At 43.1% G+C, this 22,579-nt stretch carries 24 protein-coding genes; 9 read left to right on the top strand and 15 right to left on the bottom strand.

What is annotated here, in order from left to right; translation table 11 throughout:
• Positions 1-89 precede the first annotated feature (89 nt).
• The 3 genes from AMBT_RS06340 to AMBT_RS06330 form a co-directional block, all read right to left on the bottom strand.
• Positions 90-1,130: an XdhC family protein gene (locus tag AMBT_RS06340; protein ID WP_013783780.1), complete on the bottom strand. Its 1,041-nt coding sequence runs from the start codon at positions 1,128-1,130 to the stop codon at positions 90-92.
• Positions 1,127-1,765: a DsbA family oxidoreductase gene (locus AMBT_RS06335; RefSeq protein WP_013783779.1), complete on the bottom strand. Its 639-nt coding sequence runs from the start codon at positions 1,763-1,765 to the stop codon at positions 1,127-1,129. Before AMBT_RS06335 ends, AMBT_RS06340 begins: the two co-directional genes overlap by 4 nt.
• Before the next feature lie 87 nt (positions 1,766-1,852).
• Positions 1,853-2,731 (bottom strand): SGNH/GDSL hydrolase family protein, encoded by an 879-nt coding sequence (locus tag AMBT_RS06330; RefSeq protein WP_232363201.1) that lies wholly within the window; start codon positions 2,729-2,731, stop codon positions 1,853-1,855.
• Between the two features lie 262 nt (positions 2,732-2,993).
• Between AMBT_RS06330 and hemN the strand changes: the two genes are divergently transcribed.
• Positions 2,994-4,271, top strand: coding sequence for an oxygen-independent coproporphyrinogen III oxidase (gene hemN / locus AMBT_RS06325; RefSeq protein WP_335328950.1), 1,278 nt, complete (start codon positions 2,994-2,996; stop codon positions 4,269-4,271).
• Between the two features lie 117 nt (positions 4,272-4,388).
• Here the strand turns inward: hemN and AMBT_RS06320 are convergent, their stop codons facing one another.
• Genes AMBT_RS06320 through moaB form a run of 7 tightly spaced genes read right to left on the bottom strand, consistent with a single transcriptional unit; the run spans position 4,389 to position 9,205 of the window.
• Positions 4,389-5,558 carry an ATP-binding cassette domain-containing protein gene (locus AMBT_RS06320; protein ID WP_013783775.1) on the bottom strand — a complete coding sequence of 390 codons (1,170 nt, stop codon included), beginning with the start codon at positions 5,556-5,558 and terminating at the stop codon, positions 4,389-4,391.
• Positions 5,537-6,229: a molybdate ABC transporter permease subunit gene (gene modB, locus AMBT_RS06315; protein WP_013783774.1), complete on the bottom strand. Its 693-nt coding sequence runs from the start codon at positions 6,227-6,229 to the stop codon at positions 5,537-5,539. The genes AMBT_RS06320 and modB overlap by 22 nt, the downstream gene beginning before the upstream one ends.
• Positions 6,230-7,405, bottom strand: coding sequence for a molybdate ABC transporter substrate-binding protein (gene modA, locus AMBT_RS21885; protein ID WP_013783773.1), 1,176 nt, complete (start codon positions 7,403-7,405; stop codon positions 6,230-6,232).
• Positions 7,406-7,407: 2 nt separating this feature from the next.
• A complete protein-coding gene (locus AMBT_RS06305; RefSeq protein ID WP_013783772.1) occupies positions 7,408-7,881 on the bottom strand; it encodes a molybdenum cofactor biosynthesis protein MoaE in 474 nt (157 codons plus the stop codon).
• Between the two features lie 2 nt (positions 7,882-7,883).
• On the bottom strand, positions 7,884-8,156 hold the full coding sequence (locus AMBT_RS06300) for a MoaD/ThiS family protein (RefSeq protein WP_013783771.1): 273 nt from the start codon (positions 8,154-8,156) through the stop codon (positions 7,884-7,886).
• 21 nt (positions 8,157-8,177) lie between these two features.
• Positions 8,178-8,702, bottom strand: a complete 525-nt coding sequence (gene moaC / locus AMBT_RS06295) for a cyclic pyranopterin monophosphate synthase MoaC (RefSeq protein ID WP_013783770.1) — start codon at positions 8,700-8,702, stop codon at positions 8,178-8,180.
• Entirely contained in the window at positions 8,702-9,205 is a 504-nt protein-coding gene (moaB, locus tag AMBT_RS06290) for a molybdenum cofactor biosynthesis protein B (protein ID WP_013783769.1), read from the bottom strand. Before moaB ends, moaC begins: the two co-directional genes overlap by 1 nt.
• 413 nt (positions 9,206-9,618) lie before the next feature.
• Between moaB and AMBT_RS06285 the strand changes: the two genes are divergently transcribed.
• Entirely contained in the window at positions 9,619-10,503 is an 885-nt protein-coding gene (locus tag AMBT_RS06285; protein WP_013783768.1) for a HesA/MoeB/ThiF family protein, read from the top strand.
• A gap of 153 nt (positions 10,504-10,656) precedes the next feature.
• Entirely contained in the window at positions 10,657-11,778 is a 1,122-nt protein-coding gene (locus tag AMBT_RS06280; RefSeq protein WP_013783767.1) for a M14 family metallopeptidase, read from the top strand.
• Between the two features lie 20 nt (positions 11,779-11,798).
• Here the strand turns inward: AMBT_RS06280 and AMBT_RS06275 are convergent, their stop codons facing one another.
• The 4 genes from AMBT_RS06275 to AMBT_RS06265 form a co-directional block, all read right to left on the bottom strand.
• Entirely contained in the window at positions 11,799-12,542 is a 744-nt protein-coding gene (locus AMBT_RS06275; RefSeq protein WP_013783766.1) for an alpha/beta fold hydrolase, read from the bottom strand.
• 5 nt (positions 12,543-12,547) lie between these two features.
• The gene (locus AMBT_RS06270) at positions 12,548-13,276 is read right to left on the bottom strand and encodes a fibrobacter succinogenes major paralogous domain-containing protein (protein WP_013783765.1); all 729 of its coding nucleotides are present in this window, start codon (positions 13,274-13,276) and stop codon (positions 12,548-12,550) included.
• A gap of 36 nt (positions 13,277-13,312) precedes the next feature.
• On the bottom strand, positions 13,313-13,567 hold the full coding sequence (locus AMBT_RS22890; RefSeq protein ID WP_232363200.1) for a Rossmann-fold NAD(P)-binding domain-containing protein: 255 nt from the start codon (positions 13,565-13,567) through the stop codon (positions 13,313-13,315).
• Between the two features lie 62 nt (positions 13,568-13,629).
• Positions 13,630-14,262 (bottom strand): SDR family NAD(P)-dependent oxidoreductase, encoded by a 633-nt coding sequence (locus AMBT_RS06265; RefSeq protein WP_232363199.1) that lies wholly within the window; start codon positions 14,260-14,262, stop codon positions 13,630-13,632.
• 495 nt (positions 14,263-14,757) lie between these two features.
• Here AMBT_RS06265 and AMBT_RS06260 point away from each other — a divergent pair, with 495 nt between their 5' ends.
• A complete protein-coding gene (locus AMBT_RS06260; RefSeq protein WP_148259082.1) occupies positions 14,758-15,228 on the top strand; it encodes a hypothetical protein in 471 nt (156 codons plus the stop codon).
• Between the two features lie 785 nt (positions 15,229-16,013).
• Here AMBT_RS06260 and AMBT_RS22575 read toward each other — a convergent pair.
• Positions 16,014-16,187: a hypothetical protein gene (locus AMBT_RS22575; RefSeq protein ID WP_013783762.1), complete on the bottom strand. Its 174-nt coding sequence runs from the start codon at positions 16,185-16,187 to the stop codon at positions 16,014-16,016.
• A 120-nt stretch (positions 16,188-16,307) separates the two neighbouring features.
• Between AMBT_RS22575 and AMBT_RS06250 the strand changes: the two genes are divergently transcribed.
• The 5 genes from AMBT_RS06250 (at position 16,308) to AMBT_RS21880 (ending at position 20,736) form a co-directional block, all read left to right on the top strand.
• On the top strand, positions 16,308-16,754 hold the full coding sequence (locus tag AMBT_RS06250) for a DUF6688 domain-containing protein (protein ID WP_013783761.1): 447 nt from the start codon (positions 16,308-16,310) through the stop codon (positions 16,752-16,754).
• 110 nt (positions 16,755-16,864) lie between these two features.
• Positions 16,865-17,293: a hypothetical protein gene (locus AMBT_RS06245; protein WP_013783760.1), complete on the top strand. Its 429-nt coding sequence runs from the start codon at positions 16,865-16,867 to the stop codon at positions 17,291-17,293.
• Between the two features lie 351 nt (positions 17,294-17,644).
• A complete protein-coding gene (locus tag AMBT_RS22885) occupies positions 17,645-18,091 on the top strand; it encodes a hypothetical protein (RefSeq protein WP_232363198.1) in 447 nt (148 codons plus the stop codon).
• Positions 18,092-18,222: 131 nt separating this feature from the next.
• On the top strand, positions 18,223-19,743 hold the full coding sequence (locus AMBT_RS06235) for an ISNCY family transposase (protein ID WP_013783758.1): 1,521 nt from the start codon (positions 18,223-18,225) through the stop codon (positions 19,741-19,743).
• A 189-nt stretch (positions 19,744-19,932) separates the two neighbouring features.
• Positions 19,933-20,736: an alpha/beta fold hydrolase gene (locus AMBT_RS21880; RefSeq protein ID WP_158306764.1), complete on the top strand. Its 804-nt coding sequence runs from the start codon at positions 19,933-19,935 to the stop codon at positions 20,734-20,736.
• Positions 20,737-22,579: the final 1,843 nt, after the last annotated feature.

Below are 22,579 nucleotides of genomic sequence, written 5' to 3'. Positions count from 1 at the left end.
GGGCTTGCACGGGGCTTGCACGGGGCTTTTACTGAAGCCATGTATAAGACTTTTAAGGAGTGTGTATATAAACTGCGTGTTGCACATAACTACTTTAATGTCGGAAATTTGTTTGCCAGTACTGCATGGCACTGAGCAATAATCGACAACGCGATGCTTTCTGGCAAGTCGCCACCGATATTAAACCCAGCTGGGCTGGCGAAGAAGCCTTTAAAATCACTTTCTTTAACCCCAGCTAACGCGAACATTTCTTCTTTACGGTGAATAGGCCCTAACATGGCCACGTACTTCAGCGGGTACCGAGATAACATTGATAAGGCATTACTGTCTATTTGTCGGTGATGAGACATCAACACCGCTGCATCGATATTGTGTTCTGCGACATGCAAATTCAGTGCTTCGACTTCTGTCGACTCGACAATAAAGTTAGCATCACCGAAGTGCTCTACCCTTGCCTGTGCTGGCCTAGGATCCCATACGCTCACCGACCACCCTTGCTGCACTGCCATCTTCACCACAAAAGTGGCATCGTATCCACCGCCAACAATAAGTAGGTGTGGAGGCGGTTCACAAGGTACTGTTAGAAAGCACTTACCGTTTTGGGTATCAAGTAAAGCGGCCGTTTTTTTAGCTTCAGGCTTCACACGAGTGGTGTTGTCAGCCTGTTCGCTGTTACTCGCTTGCTGGTTGTCGCAAACGCTAACTGAGGAGGAAAGTTCGCCATTAACTTCTTGCTTCCATAAACAAGGTTGCCCGCTCACCAAATATGAATACACAGTATGTAACTGTAAATAGTGATTATCACTAGTTACAGGTAACAGCGCTAAATGTACAACCCCGCCGCAGCCTACACCTAGTTTAAAGGCAATGTCTTCTTCATCGTTATCATCGTAAACTGCTGTACGATGCTTACCATCTTGCATTACCCGCTGGGCTTGTTTGTTAATGTCTGATTCAAGGCAGCCACCACTTAACACACCTAGTTGATGCCCAGCATTGCTGAACAACATGACAGCCCCCGCTTTCCTGTAACAAGAGCCTTCCGTCTTATATATAAGCCCCAGCACCCACTGGTGGGCATCCTTTAGCGGATGCCACTGGGCTAAAAGGTGTATTAGCTGATTACTCATTGCTCAGTAGATGCCTGAACAATAAATTGCGCTAACGTCTCTGGGTCTTGTGCACCCGCAACACCGCTATTACCAATCACAAAAGTAGGTACGCTTTGAATACCACGTTGCAACCATAAGTTCTCGTGCTCTCGAACGACATCTGCATAGGTTTGATTGGCCAGAAGTTCACTTACCTCTTGCTCGTTTAGCCCCACAGACACCGCTTCGTTGACTAACACGTCTATATCATTCACGTTTTTTCTTTCACTGAAATAGGCGGCAAATAAGCGTAATTTTAGCGCTTCTTGCTTACCGTTTTCCCCTGCATAGTGCAGTACTTGGTGTGCATTGAAGGTATTCGCCATACGCATGCCGTCGAAGTAATCAAACTTAAAACCAACCGATGCACCTGCATCAATAAGTTGTTTTCGGTTTTGATCACTTTGTGCTGGAGTAAGCCCGTATTTTTCCATTATATGTTCACGAACATCTTGCCCTTCTTGCGGCATGTTCGGGTTAAGTTCAAACGGGTGAAATTGAATAGTTACTTCTATATCGTCTAATTGCGCGATGGCTTTTTGTAGACGTTCGTAACCAATAATGCACCAAGGGCAAACTACGTCTGACACCATATCTATCGTTACTTTTTTCATTGCACCTCCAGCGCGAAGCCATAAATATTGTTGGTTTTTAAACACCTACTAAATGAATAATGTATTGTAGGGGTGAACCTTTCAGCTTCAACCAACATTGCTATTTTTACCGACCAATTCATCAAGTTCTTCGTTCACTAACTTCACAACAGCGTTAGACCACAATTGATAGCCTGCAACTTGCGGATGAAAGCCATCTTCAGCCATGTATTTGAGCGTGTTGTCTGATTGATCATTACCTATTGGGTTTAAGGTTAGTGTGAGTACGTTAACCCCATGATATTTGTTCACCAGCTTAAGCAAGGCGGTATTGAGGTACTTCGCTCTTTGCCCTAACACCCAACGTAACGGTTGGGGTAGCGCGGGAAATTCGTGCATAGGAGGCAGTGCGGTAAATACCACCAACCTGCACTGGTATCGCGCTTTTAGTATTTCGATTATTTGCGTGACATTACTACGCCACCGGCGCAAGGACGTAAAACCCGTTACATCATTTACCCCTATTGAAATAACCGCCACGTCGAACGATCTGCATTGAAGAGGCGTGTCGAAACTATGGGTAGAAGTGATTGTTGAGAGGGACGTTGAATTAGCATCATACGTAGGATCACGGTTGGGTTTAGCCCGCTGCAACATGGATAACAAATCCGTACTGTTAACCCCTGTCTTGGCCTTTAATTCCCAATTAACGCAAAAGTTTTCCGACAAACTGTTAATTAACCAGCCAGACAGTGCTTGTTCTTGAGTAGATACACCCACGCCAGCGGCAGCGGAATCTCCCGCAATAAGCAACGCCAAGGGAGCCTTTATTTGCTGACAGCTTACCGGAACGCCGCTATGCGCATCGCCTTTAAGATGCACCTTGTTGGAGGCATTGCTAGCGCACTGGCAGCAACCCACTCTTTTACCGGTAGGTTCCGGTAATTTGAGCGTTTTTTTCCTTACCAGCAGGCCTTGTACTAGCAAAATTGGAAAACTGACTATAATGAGTATGTTTAAGAGCAAAACCTTGAACGAGATCAATAAACACCTTACTAGTTTGCATTATTATCAATGATGAAATGGGTTTACCACGAAAGAAAGACCCCCTGTATAAGTGTCTTTCGCTACTTTACTAGCAAACTAAGCAGAAAATACCTATGAATTCGCCAATTGATCGCGCCACAAGTACAATTACAAAATATGCACAACAGGCGCCACGTTACACTTCTTACCCTACTGCGCTTAAATTCGAGTCGGTGAACGAGGGTTATTAGAGAGCGCGTCTGAAAACTGCGGCGCCGATACCATAAGCTTATATATTCACATCCCTTTCTGCGAACAGCTTTGCTATTACTGTGGCTGCAATAAAATAGTAACTCGCCACAACGAAAAAGCCGACCATTACCTTAGCTACATTGAAAAAGAGATGGTAGCGAAAAAATCGCTTTATAAAGATAAGAAAGTGGTAGCCCTTCATTTAGGTGGAGGCTCCCCAAGTTTTCTTTCAACGATACAACATACCTATTTAATGTATCTGATTAAGAAACACTTTCTTATTTCCAGCGAAGCTGAATTTTCAATTGAGTTAGATCCTAGAAATGTGACTTGTGAATACTTAAAAGATTTAAATGAATTAGGTTACACCCGTGTTAGCTTTGGTGTACAAGATATTAATGTAGATGTTCAGCAGTCTATCAATCGGGTTCAAAGTACCGCACACATTGCCAAATTAGTGTTTGATGCAAAAAACATAGGCTATACCTCGGTCAATTTGGACTTAATTTACGGTTTGCCCAAACAAACTATGGAGAAGTTTCGCACCACGGTAGTGGCGGTAAAAGCCATGTCACCCGACCGAGTGTCACTTTTTAGCTATGCCCACTTACCAGACAGATTCGCAGCCCAACGCAAAATACCGCTAGATACCCTAGCCACCCCTGATGAAAAAGCGGCAATGCACCAAATGGCAGTAGAAAGTTTTTCTAAAACAGGCTTTGAAATGATTGGTTTAGATCACTTCGCGAAGCCCAGCGACACACTAGCCATGGCTAAGCATAACCACGTATTGCACCGAAACTTTCAAGGCTACACCACGCATAAAAACAGTGACTTACTTGGTTTGGGCGTATCTGCCATTAGTACAATAGGCAATGCATATGGCCAGAACCCCAAACAACTTAAAGACTATTACAACCGGTTGGACAACGACATACCGCTAACCGCCAACGGCATTGCGTTAACCCTAGACGATCGCATTCGTCGAGACGTGATTATGTCTTTAATGTGTAATTTGTATTTAGATAAGAAAGATATTGAAGACAAGTACAATATTAAATTCAATGGCTATTTCTGTATTGAATTAACGAGCCTTAAATCGTTAGTAGACGACGGTATTATTGAACTTCGCGATCGATATATTAGTGTGCCAGATAAGTCTCGCATTTATATAAGAGCAATATGTGCAAGGTTCGATGCTTACCTAAATAAAGATCATCATATCTCTCGCTATTCAGCGGCAATTTAGACAATGGGAATATAAGGCTGGGAATTTAGACCTAGAAAACTTAGATCTAGAGAACTTAGATCTAGGAAGTTAGTACCTAGGAATAGTAAACGCTGCACTTTAAAACGCTTTGCAAACCTACTGAAGTTTGAACCTAGCCACCACGGATAAACCAGGTTCAAGTTTCAACCTTTCAATCGACAAGGTGCTTACTCTGGCATACAACACTTGATTACCATGAGTTAGCATCACGATTGCGGTTTGTAGTTGCTGGTTTTCAGATTGCGGTATTTCAGGGTGGTAAATTTCCACTACTTCGCACGGTAACGCGTTTAAGATACTGCTAGAGGGCACATTCACTTTTGTATTGGTATCGATACTCACCTCGCTGGCAAAAACGGCTATTTTTCCTCGCTGCTGATGCTGGTCAGTGCTCAACCCTTGCTCGTCTTTATTATTTGTATTCAGTTTACTATCACATTGCACGGTAGCTTTGGCGTACAATATATTGCCGCTTACATTCAAACGCGTAAACGGGTGAGGAAAATCATCCGAGTTCTTAATTATCTCACCTTCTAAAATGGCACAGGGGTTTTCTACGCTTCCTTGGCTAGCGATTTTCGCCATAACGTAAGCTACTGAACCCGTCGCCTCTACCTCGCCATCAACAACAGATATCAGCCCATCACAGAATAGAGCCAAGTCTTGAACATCGTGAGACACCATGATCAATTTTATATTTAGGCGCCCACAGGTTTTGACTAGAAATCGTAGGATTTTGCTGCGTAAAGCCGCATCTAATGCGCTTAACGACTCATCAAGCATCAGCACATCTGGCCCATTAACCAATGCACGCGCTAATGCCACCCGCTGCGCTTCACCACCTGAAAGGCTGTCTATTGATTTATGCAGTAAATGTTCGCACTCACAACCAGCAATAGCATGCTCAACTTTTAACGCCTTTGAGCCAGCATGACGTTCGGCCAGTGCTAAATTACCTTTTACATTTACATGAGGAAATAGCATAGGCTGCTGAAATACCAAACCTACCCGCACGCGGATGGGCGCGCTATTTACGTTTATTTCCTTGGTTGCTGAATGCGCGTTAACTGTTGCGCTAGCAATAGGTTTAGCATCTTCAGCAAACCAATTAACACTTACTGATGCTTCTTGTTCGAACCCAGCTAGCGCACGAAGCAAGCTGCTTTTACCCGCACCTGATGGCCCGGTAATACCCACTACCTGCATGGAAGATGGTAATGCGGATTTCGCATTAATGCGGTTTTCTAACGAGATATTGAACTCCAACCTTGCCCTCCTTTTCCATTAAAGCGATACAGCAGCGTAAGCAGTAAAAATGAAAACAATAGTAGCCCCAACGAAAGTGCATGTGCTTGGCCATATTCTAAGGCTTCAACGTGTTCATACAATGCAATTGAGAGCACTTGGGTTTCGCCTGGAATATTCCCCCCAATCATTAACACCACACCAAATTCACCAATGGTATGCGCAAAGCTAAGACCGAATGCCACTATCAACGGCGCTTTGCACAAAGGAAGTATGATGCTGAAAAACGCCTCTATTTTTCCAAAGCCTAATGAATGCGCCACTTCAACATACCGTTTATCGAGTTGAGTAAAGCCGCTATACAAGGGCTGCAGCGCAAAGGGTAATGAGTAAATAAAAGAGCCTATCACTAAGCCTTCAAAACTAAACGCTAGCTGATGGCCTGTGAGCCATTGCCACCCTTCCCCAACTGGGCTTTGGGGCGAAAAAGCCACCAACAGGTAAAAGCCGAGCACGGTGGGTGGAAGCACTAAAGGTAATGCAAGTACCGACATGAATACGGGTTTTAATTTATGTTGCCAATTTGCCAACTTCCACGCCAGAGGAGTAACCAATACCATTAACAGCACGCTGGTTAAAAAGGCCAGTTTTAGGGTTAACCCTACCGCAGCAAAGGCGCTATGTTCTAGCATTTATGGTATACCCCTAGTGACTCTGTTATCTACTCGCTTGTTCTCATTAATACTGGAAGTTACGCTAACCGATAATGAATCATCAGCGGGTTGATAGCCCCAATTGGGCAAATTTCCCTGTACGTCTAATGACAATAAGTAACGAGCAAATGCAGATGCTGCGGCTTTTCTGTCGGCTGCGGCGGTAACTGCAAGGCTTTGTAATATTGGTTGATGTAGGGTGTCGGGAATGAGTATTGCCCCATCGCCTTCGACCCCGCTTTCGACATAAGCATTGCGCCCAGAAATATTTTGCTCATCAGCCTCATTTATTCGCTTATCAGTCCAATTAATTCGCTTGTCAGCTAGGGCGAGGGAGTATGCCACCAAGGCATAATCGGCGTTACCTGTAGTAAAAAACTGATAGGTTTGAAGTACGTTTTTACCCATCACAATATGGGGGGAAACAGCATTCCACTGATTGGTATTAACAAGATACTGCTTTGCTGCGTTGCCATAAGGAGCAAGTTTAGGGTTAGCGATAGCCAGCTTTTTCCCAGCCAATGCCCCAGCAGTAAAGTGTGGTGTTGAAGCGGTAGTATGAGAAGACAGAAAGGCCAACCTACCTTTAGCGTAAACATGCACATCTTCAGCGCTAACACGCCCTGCCTTTATCAACGCATTGGGCCTGGCTGTATCGGCAGAGAGGAATACATCAAATTGAGCACCATGAGTAAGCTGCGCAAATAGGGTTCCACTGGAAGAAACGGTAACACTGACTTCTTGCCCGCTTTTCTTGAAATAATCATTGGCGATGGTGCGTAAAGGTTTAGCAAAATTTGCGGCTACAGCAATTTGTAATGGCGAAGACAATATGGGCACTGCCGTGTCATTAGTGGCGGCATCTTTTTTAGAAGCGACTACTTCATGGTGTTCATCATGCTGATGGTTGTTTTTGGAAATAGCATTATTATCAGCAATGGCATTTTTATAAGCGTCGGTCTGTTCATATGAAGAGAGATTACTGTTTGATACTGCCGCATTACAGGCAAGACACAGAGTAAAAAAAACAACAGGTAGAAACGTACCCGCGCGGCCTTTAGGGTTACCAACTTGCATGCTTAAAAACGCGGGGGAAATTCTTAAACACGCGAGTATCATTTTTGAACACGCCGGTATCTTTGCGCCAACCGCCATTGCTATTTTTCTCTCAGCCAGGCCAAAGCGGCCTTATCGTCTGAGGACTTTACGTCAACCCATCGTGAATCATCTCGGGTGAACTCTTTTTTCCATAAGGGTACCGATTGTTTCAGCATATCCATCAAAAAGTTAGCACCCTCAAATGCCGCAGCGCGATGGGGTGCGGCAGTGCCAACCCAGACTATTTGCTCGTCGTTATATAATCGGCCAACACGGTGAACCGCGCCTGCCGAGGTTAGCGAAAATCGAGTGATGGCTTCTTGCACTAAGTTGGTTAGGGCTTGCTCTGTCATGCCAGGGTAATGTTCAAGCTCAATACCTAAAATATTACCATCGGCATTGTTGTCTCGTACCAAGCCGGTAAAAGTAACAATAGCGCCTACATTGCCTTTGGCTTTTTGGCTAGCTTCTTGGCGTAAGCGATTGTATAACCACTGTTGATCGAAATCGGCGTCGCCAATTAATGCGAACATGATTACCCCCCTGTTACTGGTGGGAAAAAGGCTAGTTCGTCACCTGGTTGCACATGAGTTTGTATATCGCACAGTTGCTGGTTTCGCGCCATTAATACACTGCCATTTTCGCTACCAGCAGAGGCACCAAGCGCTTGCGACCATTTGTCACTACGGCTTTTTAGCAAGGTAATAACGTCACCCATAGTAACGGCGCTTTCAGGCAGCGTTAATGTAAAGCTACCTTCTTGGGTAATTTCACGTAATTGCGCAAAGGTTTTCACGGTTACATTCATTTTATTTCCTATGAAGGTAAATTACTCACCTAATGTTTTTTTGTCGTTGGTGTGGCTGCTAGTCGATTCATTATCACTTTTCCAATGCCCTGTTTTTCCGCCTTTTTTATCAAGTACCTGAATGCCTTCTAAGCGCATACCAGGATCGATAGCCTTACACATATCAAACAAGGTAAGCAGGGCCACGTTCACACCAGTAAGGGCTTCCATCTCTACCCCTGTTTTGCCATTTAGTTTACAAAAACAGGTGGTTTTTATGCGGTTATTTTCGGGCTCGATGGCAAAGTTTACATCTACTTTCGAGAGCGCAAGAGGGTGGCACAATGGAATGAGATCGGCGCATCGCTTTGCCCCCTGAATACCTGCAATACGCGCAACGGCAAATACGTCGCCCTTAGCAATAGTGGCATTGCTTATTTGGTCGATAACCTCTGGACTGGTATATAAATACCCTTGGGCAGTGGCTTCTCTGACGGTTACTGCTTTATCGCTAACATCCACCATGTTAGCTTCGCCGCCTGCATTTAAATGACTAAATGTGGCCATTACGACACCAAGTGTTTAACGAAATTACAGGGTTTAAAATCGACATCTAACTGGCTAGCAATAATTTTTTCCCAACCGGTTTTACAAGCGCCTGTAGAGCCGGGTAAGCAAAAGATGACAGTATTGTTGGCAAAACCAGCAATAGCGCGAGACTGGATGGTAGAAGTACCAATTTCTTGGTAGCTTACCTGGCGAAACAATTCACCAAAGCCATCGACCTGTTTATCGAACAACACACTGATAGCTTCTGGCGTAGAGTCTCTGTGGGTGAAGCCCGTGCCACCAGTAATTAATATACCGTTAATATCGGGGTTTGCTATCCACGCCGACACTATAGCGCGCTGCTGATAGATATCGTCTTTTACTAAGGCTCTGTCGCCTAAGTTATGCCCCGCAGTATTTAATGCGTTAGTTAAATAATCCCCTGACTTATCATTTTCAAGTGTGCGGGTGTCAGAAATGGTAAGTACCGCCAAATTAAGCGGCTGACTAACTACAGACATAAGAAATCCTAAATTGATATGCGACATTTATTCAGGCTTTGATAAAGTACGCCTAAATTAATACATCATGTTACGTTCAGCTTACCACATTGATGTATGCGGCAACATATACTGCGCCAGCGGCGCTCCGGTTTTTTAGTCAGACGCTGAGCTGTTATAAAGAGTCGATTTTATAACATGCTGCGCCCAACCTGAAAATTGTTGTGGATTGGGAGCATGACTCATTGCCTTGTACCAATATGAATTAAAAATAGTGGTAAAGCTAAAAAGCACAACGTAAATAATACAATTTATCTATGAGGGTAAAAGGATTGTATTCAATAGCTTGGATGTCAATTACTTGGGCAACCAGTTTCCTTTTTGCTACTGTGCCTTACTTGCTCACTTATTTTTACACTAAGGTTAATGCGTAAATGAAAACCCCGCTATCTACTAAGCAGGTAATGCGATACAACCGGCAAATTGTACTGCCTCAAGTTGATATTGATGGTCAGGAATTGTTGGCGTCGTCTCGCATTCTAATAATTGGTGTAGGCGGTTTAGGTAATGCGGCGGCCACGAACTTATGTGGCAGTGGTGTGGGCAAAATTACGCTGATAGACAACGATATTGTTGAGCATACCAACCTCCCCCGCCAAACCTTGTTCGATGAAAGCCAAGTTGGACAGTCAAAAGTGATGGCAGCGAAAGTCAGACTATCGCAAATGAATAGCGATTGTGAAATTGTCAGTATTGAAGCGAGTTTGCTTCAAGACAATATGCCACTTACTGCTGGAAACCGCGCGGGAGAAGAACGCACTGAGACAAACAGCGCAGAGGAAGGGGCTACTAAGACAGGTGCGACTGAATTAGAGAAACCTGAAATCAATACCCACAAACTGTTTGGCGAGCACGACATTGTGCTTGATTGCACCGATAATACTCAAAGCCGCGACCTTATAAACCGCTTGTGTTATAAACACGGCGTTCCTTTAATTTCTGGGGCAGCCATTCGCTTTGAAGGTCAATTATTCGTAGCTAAACCCGGCGAAAGCCAATGCTATGCGTGTTTACGTAGGTTATTTAGCGCGCCTGAATTAAGCTGTACCGAAGCAGGTATTTTTTCGCCCATCGTGAACATTGTAGGGACCTACCAAGCACTGCTTGCCATGCAGGTATTAATGGGAGTAGGTTCAGTTCAGGTAAATACCTTGTTGACCTTCGATGGTTTGCAGCATGAATGGCAACAATGGACGCTACCCGCCACACTGCAGTGTGATGTTTGTGGTAATCAGAATAAAGATGTTGATGAAGGTTAGCGCATATGAGTAACAAAAGTATTAGCATGGGCGTTTTATAAGTTCCTGCATAAGTACTTATATTGGCACTAATATAAGCGCTAGCATTAGCGCTAACGAGAGCATCAATAACTAACAACGACATGAATAACAACGAATTAAAAAGAGAGAGTTATGACAACTGAGGTTGTTAAGCAGCATATTGTCGTGGCGCAAAACGCCTCTGGCAGAAACATGAATGTGCCCATTTACAGAATGCGAGGCGCAAGACCCGGCCCCACCGTATACATTCAAAGTTCGATACATGGCGCCGAAGTGCAAGGTAACGTAGTGATATACCACCTTATCCAACGCTTAAAAGACATGGATATTTGTGGTGAAGTTATCTTGGTACCCAATTGCAACCCGGTGGGCACTAATATAAAAGCCGGCGAATACACCATGGGCCGCTTCGACCCTGTCAACGGCACCAATTGGAACCGAGGCTATCATTTTGACAAAGACAGTGTTGAGCAATTTGCTAACACCGTTACCCCAGAAGAGTCGGTACAAGGCATAAAGCAGCGTTTCAGAGCGTTTTTATCAAACGCGATAGATACTAAGCTTGCCACACCTTGGGGTTTGGGCTTAGCACAGCAGCTAAACTTAAAACTACAGCAATTAGCGGTGAACGCTGATTTTGTACTGGATTTGCATAACGGCCCTGTTTCAACACGCCATATTTATGTGCCTGAGTATGCTAAGCCTAGCGCTAGTTTGTTTAACATACCCCATTGTATTTTTATTCCCAATGTTTTTGCTGGCGCATTAGATGAAGCTACTTTTTGCCCATGGTGGACGCTACAAGAAAGTATTGAGGCAAACCTGCAGCGAAATATTGAGTTTAACGTTGAAGCTTTTACGCTTGAAATGGGTAGCCAAGAGGTGATTAATTTCACCGAGGGCGATGTGGATGCACTTAGTATACTCAGTTACCTAAATGCAAAAGGCGCACTGCACAATTGTGATGTTAAGCCTAATGATATGACTCGGTTAGGGGTAATGCTAAAAGACTATAAAACCCTGTTTACTGACTGGGGCGGCATGGTGGAATACCTGGCAAAACCGGGGGAAAGCATTAAGGCTGGTGAGCCCCTTGCGAAAATTCTAAATATTGACGAGCTTGATAACGATAATGGCAGCCGCTTATTAAACGCTCCTTGCGATTTAATCCCTATTTTGCACTTTCCGTCTGCATCGGTATTAAGTGGCACACAGCTTTATAAAGTATTTACTAATTACGAAACGCTCACCTAACAAAGGTGAGCAGCATGGCGCTAGTGGTCAAATGCGCCTTTTTGTAAAAAATGAACAGTTTGCTTTGCCACTTCTTCGCTATATCGCATTTGAGAATGGCCAACGTCGATGGTGATAAAATCAGTCATGCCTTCCAATTTAGTAGACTCTACTGATACCAGGCCATCGTTTGGCCCGTTGAACCTGTCGTTCGTTAAGCCTAACGGCTTGGTGCCCGCAATAATGCCAATAGTGAAATCTACCGCATCAAGGTTATTGCCCAAGCTTCTAGTGCCAGTGACTAACGCACGGCTAATTCCCCCACCTAGGTTCATTAACCAGCTGTCATTATAATGATCGGCTAATTCACTGCCTTTGTTTGGTGTACCTACCAGTACTACCTTTCCCACGTTCACGGCTTCTAAGGCTTCTTCATGGTTTTGCAAGTATGCTCTAATGACTAAACCACCAAGCGAGTGCCCTACAAAATGTACTTTGGGGGCATTTTGTAGGCACACATCTATTTGGCTGGCTGTTTCATCTAATACCGAAGCCACACTCACCCCGATGGTAGCGTAGTCTAATAGACATACTTTATAGTTCGCGTTCTCCAACCGCTTAGCAAAACGCCACATTGCCCAATCACTTCTACCCAACCCGAGGGCTAGCACAACAATCTCATCATCTGCTTGGTAATTAAGCGGCTTCGCTTCAGAGGTAGCACAACCCGTAGTTAGAAAAAGCACTAGCAATAAAACCGTTAAAACAATTGTTCGGAGCATCATTTAACCTACATTTTTACGCACCTAACCGATAACATATAACTCTTTTTGAGTTTAGTTCGGCGAATTTCTCCCTTATGAGAGTTCCACCACGAATAGGCAAGTGTTCTTGCAAAAGCCTCTTTTTCAGTGGCATTACTGCTTGTCCAAAACTCAGTATACATGCCTTGGGTTATATACCAATTACCAAGCTTTACACCCGCTGGCGTAGCAGAAAATTTATACTTATTGACTTGGGACTGGTCAAAACGCTTAAACAAAGTATTTGGCTGCGCAGCTTTAAGTGTAATAGCCACGTCTTTCTCGCCTCTCCATCCTTCTTTATCAAGATCTGATTCGACAATACCAATAGCTGTCTCTAGCGATTTCCAGTCTTCATCTGATGCCACACGCCATCCCGCAGGACAAATATTTCGCGAGTTGGAAACATCATTCCAATCATAAAGCCTGCCATAGCTTGATAGATTTTTGTCGTTATCATCCGGGACGAAACCCGTATTAACCGGGGTACCGTCCTGAAATTTAGTCGACCTTAAATTCTCAGCCAGCCAGACTCTATCGCCAATTTTCACAGTGCGATAAACATTACCCTCAATATCTTGTATTAAGCTTTGAGCGGAGTTTTGTTCAAAGCTTTGAGCAGCCTGTTGAGTATTGCTTAACTGACTACTATTGTTAGCCGATGAATTCATTGTTATTAACATACTGATACCCACACCAAAAATTAATTTTTTCATCTTTGAGCCCAAGCATAAAGCGCCTGTCTTATTAAATTAAAGCGGCCAGTTAATAGCAGTTTCTTTCTCAGAAAGCGCCCACAACCGAGTTAACGCGTCTTTCTGCACAACAAATGATTCAAGCTTACCCTCACCTACCGGGCCACCAAAATTCATTAGCCCCGTTGGGCCATAATAAGCACGCTCTTTTAAGTTTTCTTCGGTGGCACACATTACCTCTGGGTACGCGCCCTTTTCAGCCGTTTGCGCCAGGCCGATCTTAACCATAAATGCCCACGAAATTCGGGTCATTAAACTCGCGCTTTCCCTAATAAGGGAAGTATTAGAAGCCCCAGGGTGACAAACGTATACCTTCACACTTTTTCCAGCGGTTTTATTTTGCCTTGGAGTTCATAGGCAAACATCATTTGAGCTAGCTTACTTTGGCTGTACACTTTATTTGGATGGTAGTTCTTATCCCAATTCATGTCATCGAATTGAATGGCTCTTAATCCCATTTTGTGGCCTTCACTAGACACCACTACAATTCTGCCTTTTGATGCTTCAATTCTTTCAAAGAGCAAACCACATAATAAAAAATGACCGTAATGGTTTACCCCTAACTGACTTTCAAACCCATCGACAGTTAGCTGTTGTGTGGAAATTTGAGCAATTGCACCATTACACATAAGCGCATCGATTTTAGGCACCTTTTCTAGTATTTCTTGCGACGCGCCCCTTACTGACGCCAATTCCGCTAAATCTAATGGTATAAAACTGACTTTAGCTTCATCACCAAACTCGGTTTGTAGCTTGGCGATGGCAGCTTCTGATTTGCTAGGGTTACGATTTAGCATTACCACGCTCCCCCCTTTCGATAGCAAGATTCGCGTAGCCTGAAACCCCGCCCCACTATTTGCGCCAGTGATTAGAAACGTTTTTCCCGAAAGAGACCCCAAACGCTCGGGAGTCCAACCTTTAGGGCCAAATGGGTTATTCGTCGCCATAAAATTACCTGCCAATGTTGATTATTCAGTCACCGCTTTGCTTGTGGTAACCCGCGTTAGTCTTTGTGACGTGCTTTACATTCAAACCGCACTATAAAGTGCATTATAGTGCTTGAAAGCTAGATTTATCAGGCGTAATAATCGCTAAAAAATGCCTATTTGTATCAATAAATTTATTTTTAGGTTTACTTACAGTAAGAGGATTACTATTGCGGAATTTGAGATTTATTAGACAAAAATTACTTTGTAAAAATACTGTTTATTTACACAGTTAAATATTCAGTTGCATAAGTCCGATTTATTACGGAATTTTTCCGCCTTTCTTGTGGTGTGCTTTAGGGGTTATCATTAATGACTTGCCAATCAGGAGCTTAAAAAATAGACTGGGATAATAAATCAATGAAATATGGAAATTTTCCACCTTGCATAAAGGATTTTTTCCGTACACTAAATTGTTAGCTTCTCAATGAATTGATCTCATAAGAGTATATGGATATGTGTGTATTAGAAAAAATACTAGATTCATTAGTTCCCATATCATCTGCTATAGCAGCTATTGCCGCGGCAGTGGCTGCATTTAAAGCAAATGAAATATCAAGTTCCCTCAGGCGATTGCAAAGAAACAGCATACTTAATCAACAAGAGATTCAGTTGCTCAATAGAATATTGGAACTGCTTAAAATTTATGATGTATGGTGCAGAGATGATGGTGCTGGTTCAGACCTGAATTTTCACGATAGTAAAGAATCTAACTACAATTCAAGAGATGACGCTTCGTCCCAGATACCACGTGATATAAAGTTCATCCTTGTTCAGATATCATCTCATAGTGAAAGGCTCGAAGATTTGCTTAATGAATGGGAAGAAGGCTTCGTTATAAAAATAGCTGATTCATATGCTTTGCAAGAAAATTTGATTAAAGAAAAAATCAAATCACTAAGATCCATAATAGCTGGTGGTTTATAAAGCTAACAAGGCAATTAAAAATCGCCGCAAAAGGCGCGGCTGGACTCGCAAACAGCGCTCGCCTTTTATTGCGGCGTTATGTGCTAAAAAGGAATTTATAATGACTCTGATTGATATGCCTAAACCTCTACTAATCCTTGTCATTGTTTATACAGCTTATTCGCTGGTGTCTCTTATGTCCTTTTCAAACATGTATCTCTCTATCATCCTAATTTCGATCGTATTTGGTATAAGCGGACGATTTCGCAGCGCACTTGTAGGGCTACGCATATTTGTAGCGCTGCAAATCTTCGTTGCAGCTATTCTGCTTATGTTTCTAGTTGCATTTTCAACCGTCGAGATATCTCAAACTTTCAAACAATTTAATGAACTATCATACGCAGAACTTTCAATTTTCTATTTGTTTTTAGCTTTTCAGTGTTATGTTTCTTACTCTAGAAAAACAAGGATGTATGTTGAACGCACCTAACAAAAAAATTAAGTCACTCACTTCGTTCGCTGGGACGCATACACGTGGGCTGCTTCGCATTTTAGCCCACGCGTCTGCGCCCCTTATTTAAAAGTTAGAAGGCGTCAGCCTAAACTACATTTTGCTTTATAAAAATATCAGTTCAACGTACCTCACCTGCTGTTTCAAAAATCGCTCTGGCTTTTGATGGTTTTAACTTCGCCGCATTAACTTCAAAGGTTGCGCAATAGGCGCTTTACCGCCAAGTTCTCATTTTCACCCAGTAAGCACCATTGCACTTGGTAGCTCAAATGGCGGCTTGCTTCAGTCAAATCACCTACATCACTGCACTGGCATTTTGCTTGTTTGCTTTAACAATCAATCGTATGCTGGCTTTATTAGTTTTTAAAAAAGCCAATGGAACAGGCTCTGCTTCTAACAAAGCGCTTAAGCCTCTCCCTTCGGTCGCTGGGACGCCTATACGCGGGGCGGCTTCGCCATTATGCCCCACGTATCTGCGCCCCTTAGCTTAAAGTTATATCGCATAGAAAGTCTTAACTTCTTCTTCCACACTTGAACTATGTCACTTTAGCCGCATGTATTCCTGTATCCATCTGCATCAAGGAAGAGCATGAAAAATATTTTCGAAACTAAGTCAGTATTTATAACTATGGCATGGTGTGTTTTAACTTTTGGCCTTTTCTTTATTTATCGGCTCTATACGTTCACTGCGAAAGTTAACCCTCATACCCACAATCCTATCTCAAAGTACTTCGCTTTTTCTGCAATTTCCATTCACTTAGTCTCTTTTTTCAGCCTCTTTATTTACCTTGCTTCGAGTGCGCCACCAGAGTTACTTCTCTTTTCAAAAGCGATGCACGTCATTTCATCGGCTTTTCATTTAGTTTGGCTTGTAAAAATTAGAAATAGAATTAATGATTTAAATGACGCCAATCCTCAAAGCAAACTTTGGCTCAACCCAATTCTTTGTACTTTTTTTCATGTCATTTACATTCAGCATAAAATCAATCAGGCTAACACCATGGAATTTGAGCACGCTGGCAAACATGCGATATAACAAAAAAATTAAGTCACTCACTTCGTTCGCTGGGACGCATACATGCGGGGCGGCTTCGCCATTATGCCCCACATGCCTGCGCCCCTTATTTAAAAGTTAGGTGCTGAATTGTGAGTTTTAGATTTTTCGTACTGTTTATATTTTCCTGGCCGGTAGCTGCGGGGGAACTGCATCTGGTATTTAGAGAATCTCACTTTCTGAACCAGTATCGGCACGAATTTTATATAAATGAGGCACAATACGTTTACATCGATGATCATTTCAAACTAAATGATGAAGGTAAATGGGTGCCAAAAATCCCAGCGTTAAAGATAAAGACTTTGAATTCAGACGACCAAACAAAGCTTATTAACCAACTAGTAGAGTTGGGAGTTGGCGAGTGGAAATCTGAATATCCCGCAAGTGATGTCTCATTAATTTGCGACGGGTTATCATTCACGCTTTACGTAAAGTCCGACACGCTTAATATGTATTCATCTGGTGGGTGTGACTTTCCGCCAAATTATGAAAAAGTCAGACAAATACTAGAAGATTTATGAACGCACCTAACAAAAAAATCATGTCGCCCGCAGGCGGGCTGGGACACAAACAGGCAGGCGGCTTCGCCATTATAGCCTGCCTGTTTGTGCCCCATATTTAGGTGTTATAAGGCGTCAGCCTAAACTTCGTTTGGCTTAATTAAAAAATCAGTACAACTGCCCTCACCTTTTCTAATTAGCATCGCTCTGACTTGTGGTAGGTTTAAATCCGCCGCTTTCAATTCAAAGGTAGTGTAATAGGCGCTTTATCGACAAGTTCTTATTTTTAGTCAGCAAGCGGCATTACCCTCGGTAGCTCAGCTGGCGGCTAGCTTCAGTCAAATCAAAACCATCACTGCACGGCCGTTTTGCTTGTTTGTGTTAACAATCAATCGTATGCTGGCTTCAACAGTTTTTAAAAAGACCAAAGGAACTGGCTCTGCTTATAACAAGGCGCTTAAGACCACTCCCTTCGGTCGCTCGGACGCATTTACGCGGGGCGGCTTCGCCATGATGCCCCACGCAACTGCGCCGCTTAGCTTAATGTTATGTTTCTCGAAAACTATGCGCAAAATTTTAGTTGGGATTTTATTATTAATAAGCTGGAATATTATGGCTTCTTATAGTTTGCATATTGAGCGTGATAACCAGATTTCTGTAGGTGAATGGTTGGCGATTTGCGAAAGCGATTCGTCATTAACTGTGCAGCATGTTGCTAAAGCAATAAATCCGGAAACGGGTGAAACCATTGAAATCCAAACTCCAAATGGTTGCGTTTGGACTAGTCCAATTTTACGCAGAAAATATTATTTCTGTTAACACCAAGCGATTTTGTCGTACTTTAATTACCACGCGATTCTGTCGTAGTCACTAATTACCAAGGGAAATTGACGGTTATCTTTAACCGTGTTCTTTAAATGTTTTTTTTGTGCATTTGAGGAACGCTAAGGATGATTGTGTTGAATTCCAAAGCTCAATTGACAGTTGATGTCATTGCAAAAGTGGCTGAACGTAAAATTACGATAGCCAATGCCACTAAGCTCCTCAATAAATCCAGACGTACTGTTGAACGTTATTTACAGCGTTACCGAAGCCAAGGGTTACAGTTTATCGTTCACGGAAACACAGGCAGCGAGCCAGTTAATAAAACGCCTGACAGCCTTAAGCAGCAAGTTCAGTCGCTAATCCGCGAGAAATATTATGATCTGAACTTGTTGTGCCTCGCCGAGATGCTTGAGACTCACGAACACATTGTTGTTAAGCGCGAGACACTGCGTAAATGGGCACATGATATCCATCATGTAAAACGGGCTAAGCGCAGGCGTAGCCGTGTTCACAAACGCAGAGAGCGAATGGATGCGCCCGGATTAATGCTACAAATGAACGGCAGCACACATCGTTGGTTCGGCGATAAGAAGTCGTGTTTAATCGCCATGATTGATGATGCCAATAGCGATATTCATGCTGATTTCTTTCCGTCAGAAACGACTGAAGGCTGTATGAAAGTCATGCGCTCAGTCGTTGAGAAATACGGTGTATTTAAAACCCTATACGTTGATCGTGCCGGAATATTCGGTGGCCCTAAACGCTGCAACTTCTCCCAGATGCAAAGGGCCTGTAAGGAGTTGGGCATTGAAATTATCTTCGCCAGTTCTCCTCAAGGTAAAGGCAGAATTGAACGTGCCTTCGATACCCTGCAAGACAGGTTGATACCGGAGTTACGACTTAACAATATTAGTGATATGACGGGTGCGAATAGTTACCTCCAACACGTCTTCATCCCTCATTTTTGGCGTAAGAGACTGATTGTAAAATCAAGAACATCGGGAACCGAATATACACTTTTACCACTCTACACCAATCTTGATGATATCTGCATTACCAAGGTCTACAGAAAAATACGCAACGACCATACGTTTAGCTACGGCGGAAAACTCTACTTTATCGATTCTCCGCTTAAGCATTCAATCGCAAACCAAAAAATTGAAATTCGTACAGCTAAAAACAAACAATTCGAAGCTTACTTCGCCGGACGAAAGCTACAGGTAACAGAAGTCACTGAGCCTGAAAAACTGTCCTCGGAAGACAATGAGATCCAGAAGAAGCTTGAGGTATTAGCGTTGGCTAACAGGCTTGGAAATGTAGCAGAAGCATCCCGACTCAGTGGCGTCTCTCGCGATACGATTTATCGCCACCGAAAACTGCTTAAACAAGGTGGAATCCAGTCTCTAAAACGTCAAGAAGCGCCAGATCTTCATCACAAAAATCGTACTGACAGAGCCATTGAGGAAGTCGTTATCAATGTGTCTTTATCTAATCCGCATATGGGCCAACAAAAGGTATCAATGAGAATGAAGGCTGAATTCGGTATTGATATAAGCGCCAATGGTGTTCGAAACATTTGGCTTCGCAATCAACTTAATACGACTCAGTTAAGGATTGAGAAATCCCAATGTGCATTAATTGTTTGAGTTTTTAGAAGTAATCAAACAAACTGAACACAAATAGAACTTCTTAAACATTGAGATAAAGGGAATTTCCAGATGAGAGTTTTTTTCAAATTTTTTTCGTTCGGTCTAATACTTTTACTGCTGGTTGGGTTTGTATATCAATCATATAAAAGTTACGTCGATTCATCCTCCTTTGAGAAGTCTGGTGAAATGCTTGACGTTGGAGGCTATAGCCTTTACGTCGAGGATAGTGGAAGTGGAAAGGTAAACGTAATCTTCGACTCTGGAATGGGCGATGACTTGTCTGTTTGGAACAAGGTAGCAAACAAAGTCTCAAAGTTTTCGAGAGTCATCACATACGACAGGGCTGGCCTAGGTTGGAGTGAGGAAAGTCCGAAAAAAAGAGACAGTAAAGCCATTATCGAGGAACTTCATTCAATATTAGAGCAAAAGAATTTAACAGGGCCAATTGTTCTAGTTGGTCATTCGTTTGGTGGGGTAAATATGCAGCTTTATGCCCTTACTTACCCCGAAGATATAGCGGCATTGGTTTTGGTAGACTCTGCCCATGAAGACCAAATAAATAGAATGCCGAGAACGGGCTTATTTCAAAAGTACGTGTTGAAATTTGGCATGTTGGCAGCCCCTTTCGGACTGCCTAGATTATATCTATCCAACACTTCTCCCGAAGAGAGAGCCAAAAAAAGTACAACCAAGCATCAGTATACCAGCTTAGACGAAGCCAGTTATTTCCCTCAGAGTCTAAATCAATTAGACACACTAAATCCGAACTATGGTGGTTTGCCATTAGTGGTTATCGCTCGAAATCAACCGTCCTCTGAAATTCAGAATAAAAATACAAAACATTATATATGGGCGGGTCTGCAAGAAAGTCTTGCTTCTCGTTCTACTGATAGCACATTAATATTTACGGGAGAGCGCCAGCATTCTATCCACAAAGTACAGCCCGAAATCGTTATTGAAGCAATTCAAACGTTAGTAAACGGCTTCTAAGTAACATAAAACATACCCTGTTCAGTACCACAGGGTATGTACTGCAACCTTACTGACGAAAAAGTGATATTATGACAAAGTCGCTTGGTACTTATACCGTCAGTTTTCCTTGGTAATCACACAGAAAATATTATTTCACATTCTCAAATGGCAGCATTACTTTAGGTAGTGACAAGGCCCAAATAGGGAAAGCCAAAAAGTTAGCTAAATTACTTGGAGCCAGACTTGTAGGGGATGAGGGTGAGGAGTATTAGAAACATAACAACTCAATTAACTCGCTCACTGCGTTCGCTGGGACGCATACAAGTGGGGCGGCTTCGCCATTATGCCCCACGTGCCTGCGCCCGTTATTGAAAAGTTATGAGACCAGGAAACTTTTTAAAATGGATGTTGTTTCAATAATTCTTATCGTACTTTGTCTTTTAAATCTAAGTGTCTGTGTTTTTTTGTCACAAAGAGAGGACTTGGAAATTGTCCAAAAAGTTGCTCAGATCATAATAGTCTGGTTTGTTCCCTTTCTGGGCGCTCTTGGTTTATATGCTTTCCACCGAAGCCAAGACAAAGATGTCAGTAAACCTTTTAAGGGAAAATTTGGAGGCGGAGACAATGGTAGCAGCCACACGAGTACCGGAGATTAAACAATATGTCCTCGCGTAACAATACAAAGCACTTTTTGGGTAAGTCACATAACAAGGCGCTTAACACGTTCCCTCCGGTCACTGGGACACAAACGCGGCGCGGCTTCGCCATTCTCGCACCGCATTTGTGCCCGTTAGCTTAAAGTTAGGCGTCATTTACTTACAGCATTAAAAAGTGGGTTCAACCGTGACATTTCAGCGCCAAGGTTGTTTCGCTAGGTTGTCTTTACGGCTTCCTTTTTCGGTAGTTTCATCGGCTTTAGCAACGCGCTTTTTATCAACATCGCTACGCCAACATTTTGCATCACCAACTTTCTAAACTCGTTCTTTTATCAAGCATTACCACTAACATCTGGCTTTTCGCACAGGGTTGTTTTATCTTAAATTCAATAATTTAAACAAGCTGGCTAATCGGCTAGTGGTGGCAGCAAAGCTGCGTACTTTCAGTTGTACGCCTAACAAAACGCTGTTGGCACTCCCTTCGGTCGCTGGGACGCTAACACGGGGCCGCTTCGCGATTATAGCCCCATGTTAGCGCCCCAAAGCTTAGCGTTAGGCGTCATTTACCTACAGCATAAAAAAGTAGGTTTAACTGTGACATTCCAACATCAAGGTTGTTTCGCTAGGTTGTCTTTACAGCTTGCTTTTTCGGTAGGTTCAACGGCTTTAGCAACGCGCTTTTTATCAACACCGTAACGCCAACATTTAACATCATCAGTATTCTAAACTCGCTCTTTTATCCAGCATTACTGGTAATATCTGGCTTTTCGCACAGGGTTGTTTTATCTTGAATTCAATAATTTAAACACGCGGTCTATTTGGCTAGTGGCGGCAGCAAAGCTGCGTACGTTCCTTTGTACGCCTAACAAAACGCTGTTGGCACTCCCTCCGGTCGCTGGGACGCTAACACGTGGGCTGACTCACTTCGTTCGGATTTTAGCCCACGTGCTAGCGCCCCAAAGCTTAGCGTTAGGCGTCATTTACTTACAGCATTAAAAAGTAGTCTCAGCAGTGACATTACAGCATCAAGGCTGTTTCGCTAGGTTGTCTTTACGACCTACTGTTTCGGTAGTTCCCACGACTTTAGCAACGCGCTTTTTATCAACTCAGCAACGCCACCACTCTGCATCTCCAGTTGTTTAAACTCGCTCTTTTTTCCAGCATTTCCGTTAACATCTAGCTTTTCGCACAGGGTTGTTTTATCT

This window comes from Alteromonas naphthalenivorans (genome assembly GCF_000213655.1).
GTDB classification, from domain to species: Bacteria; Pseudomonadota; Gammaproteobacteria; order Enterobacterales; family Alteromonadaceae; genus Alteromonas; species Alteromonas naphthalenivorans.
This window is presented reverse-complemented; position numbering and strand designations above follow the sequence as displayed.

Excerpts from the sequence above, each read along its gene's own strand:
- AMBT_RS06340 (WP_013783780.1), bottom strand. The coding sequence starts at position 1,130 with ATGAGTAATCAGCTAATACACCTTTTAGCCCAGTGGCATCCGCTAAAG.
- AMBT_RS06335 (WP_013783779.1), bottom strand. The coding sequence starts at position 1,765 with ATGAAAAAAGTAACGATAGATATGGTGTCAGACGTAGTTTGCCCTTGG.
- modB (WP_013783774.1), bottom strand. The coding sequence starts at position 6,229 with ATGCTAGAACATAGCGCCTTTGCTGCGGTAGGGTTAACCCTAAAACTG.
- modA (WP_013783773.1), bottom strand. The coding sequence starts at position 7,405 with ATGGCGGTTGGCGCAAAGATACCGGCGTGTTCAAAAATGATACTCGCG.
- AMBT_RS06305 (WP_013783772.1), bottom strand. The coding sequence starts at position 7,881 with ATGTTCGCATTAATTGGCGACGCCGATTTCGATCAACAGTGGTTATAC.
- AMBT_RS06300 (WP_013783771.1), bottom strand. The coding sequence starts at position 8,156 with ATGAATGTAACCGTGAAAACCTTTGCGCAATTACGTGAAATTACCCAA.
- moaC (WP_013783770.1), bottom strand. The coding sequence starts at position 8,702 with ATGGCCACATTTAGTCATTTAAATGCAGGCGGCGAAGCTAACATGGTG.
- moaB (WP_013783769.1), bottom strand. The coding sequence starts at position 9,205 with ATGTCTGTAGTTAGTCAGCCGCTTAATTTGGCGGTACTTACCATTTCT.
- AMBT_RS06285 (WP_013783768.1), top strand. The coding sequence starts at position 9,619 with ATGAAAACCCCGCTATCTACTAAGCAGGTAATGCGATACAACCGGCAA.
- AMBT_RS06280 (WP_013783767.1), top strand. The coding sequence starts at position 10,657 with ATGACAACTGAGGTTGTTAAGCAGCATATTGTCGTGGCGCAAAACGCC.
- AMBT_RS06275 (WP_013783766.1), bottom strand. The coding sequence starts at position 12,542 with ATGATGCTCCGAACAATTGTTTTAACGGTTTTATTGCTAGTGCTTTTT.
- AMBT_RS06270 (WP_013783765.1), bottom strand. The coding sequence starts at position 13,276 with ATGAAAAAATTAATTTTTGGTGTGGGTATCAGTATGTTAATAACAATG.
- AMBT_RS22890 (WP_232363200.1), bottom strand. The coding sequence starts at position 13,567 with ATGACCCGAATTTCGTGGGCATTTATGGTTAAGATCGGCCTGGCGCAA.
- AMBT_RS06265 (WP_232363199.1), bottom strand. The coding sequence starts at position 14,262 with ATGGCGACGAATAACCCATTTGGCCCTAAAGGTTGGACTCCCGAGCGT.
- AMBT_RS06260 (WP_148259082.1), top strand. The coding sequence starts at position 14,758 with ATGTGTGTATTAGAAAAAATACTAGATTCATTAGTTCCCATATCATCT.
- AMBT_RS06250 (WP_013783761.1), top strand. The coding sequence starts at position 16,308 with ATGAAAAATATTTTCGAAACTAAGTCAGTATTTATAACTATGGCATGG.
- AMBT_RS06235 (WP_013783758.1), top strand. The coding sequence starts at position 18,223 with ATGATTGTGTTGAATTCCAAAGCTCAATTGACAGTTGATGTCATTGCA.
- AMBT_RS21880 (WP_158306764.1), top strand. The coding sequence starts at position 19,933 with ATGCTTGACGTTGGAGGCTATAGCCTTTACGTCGAGGATAGTGGAAGT.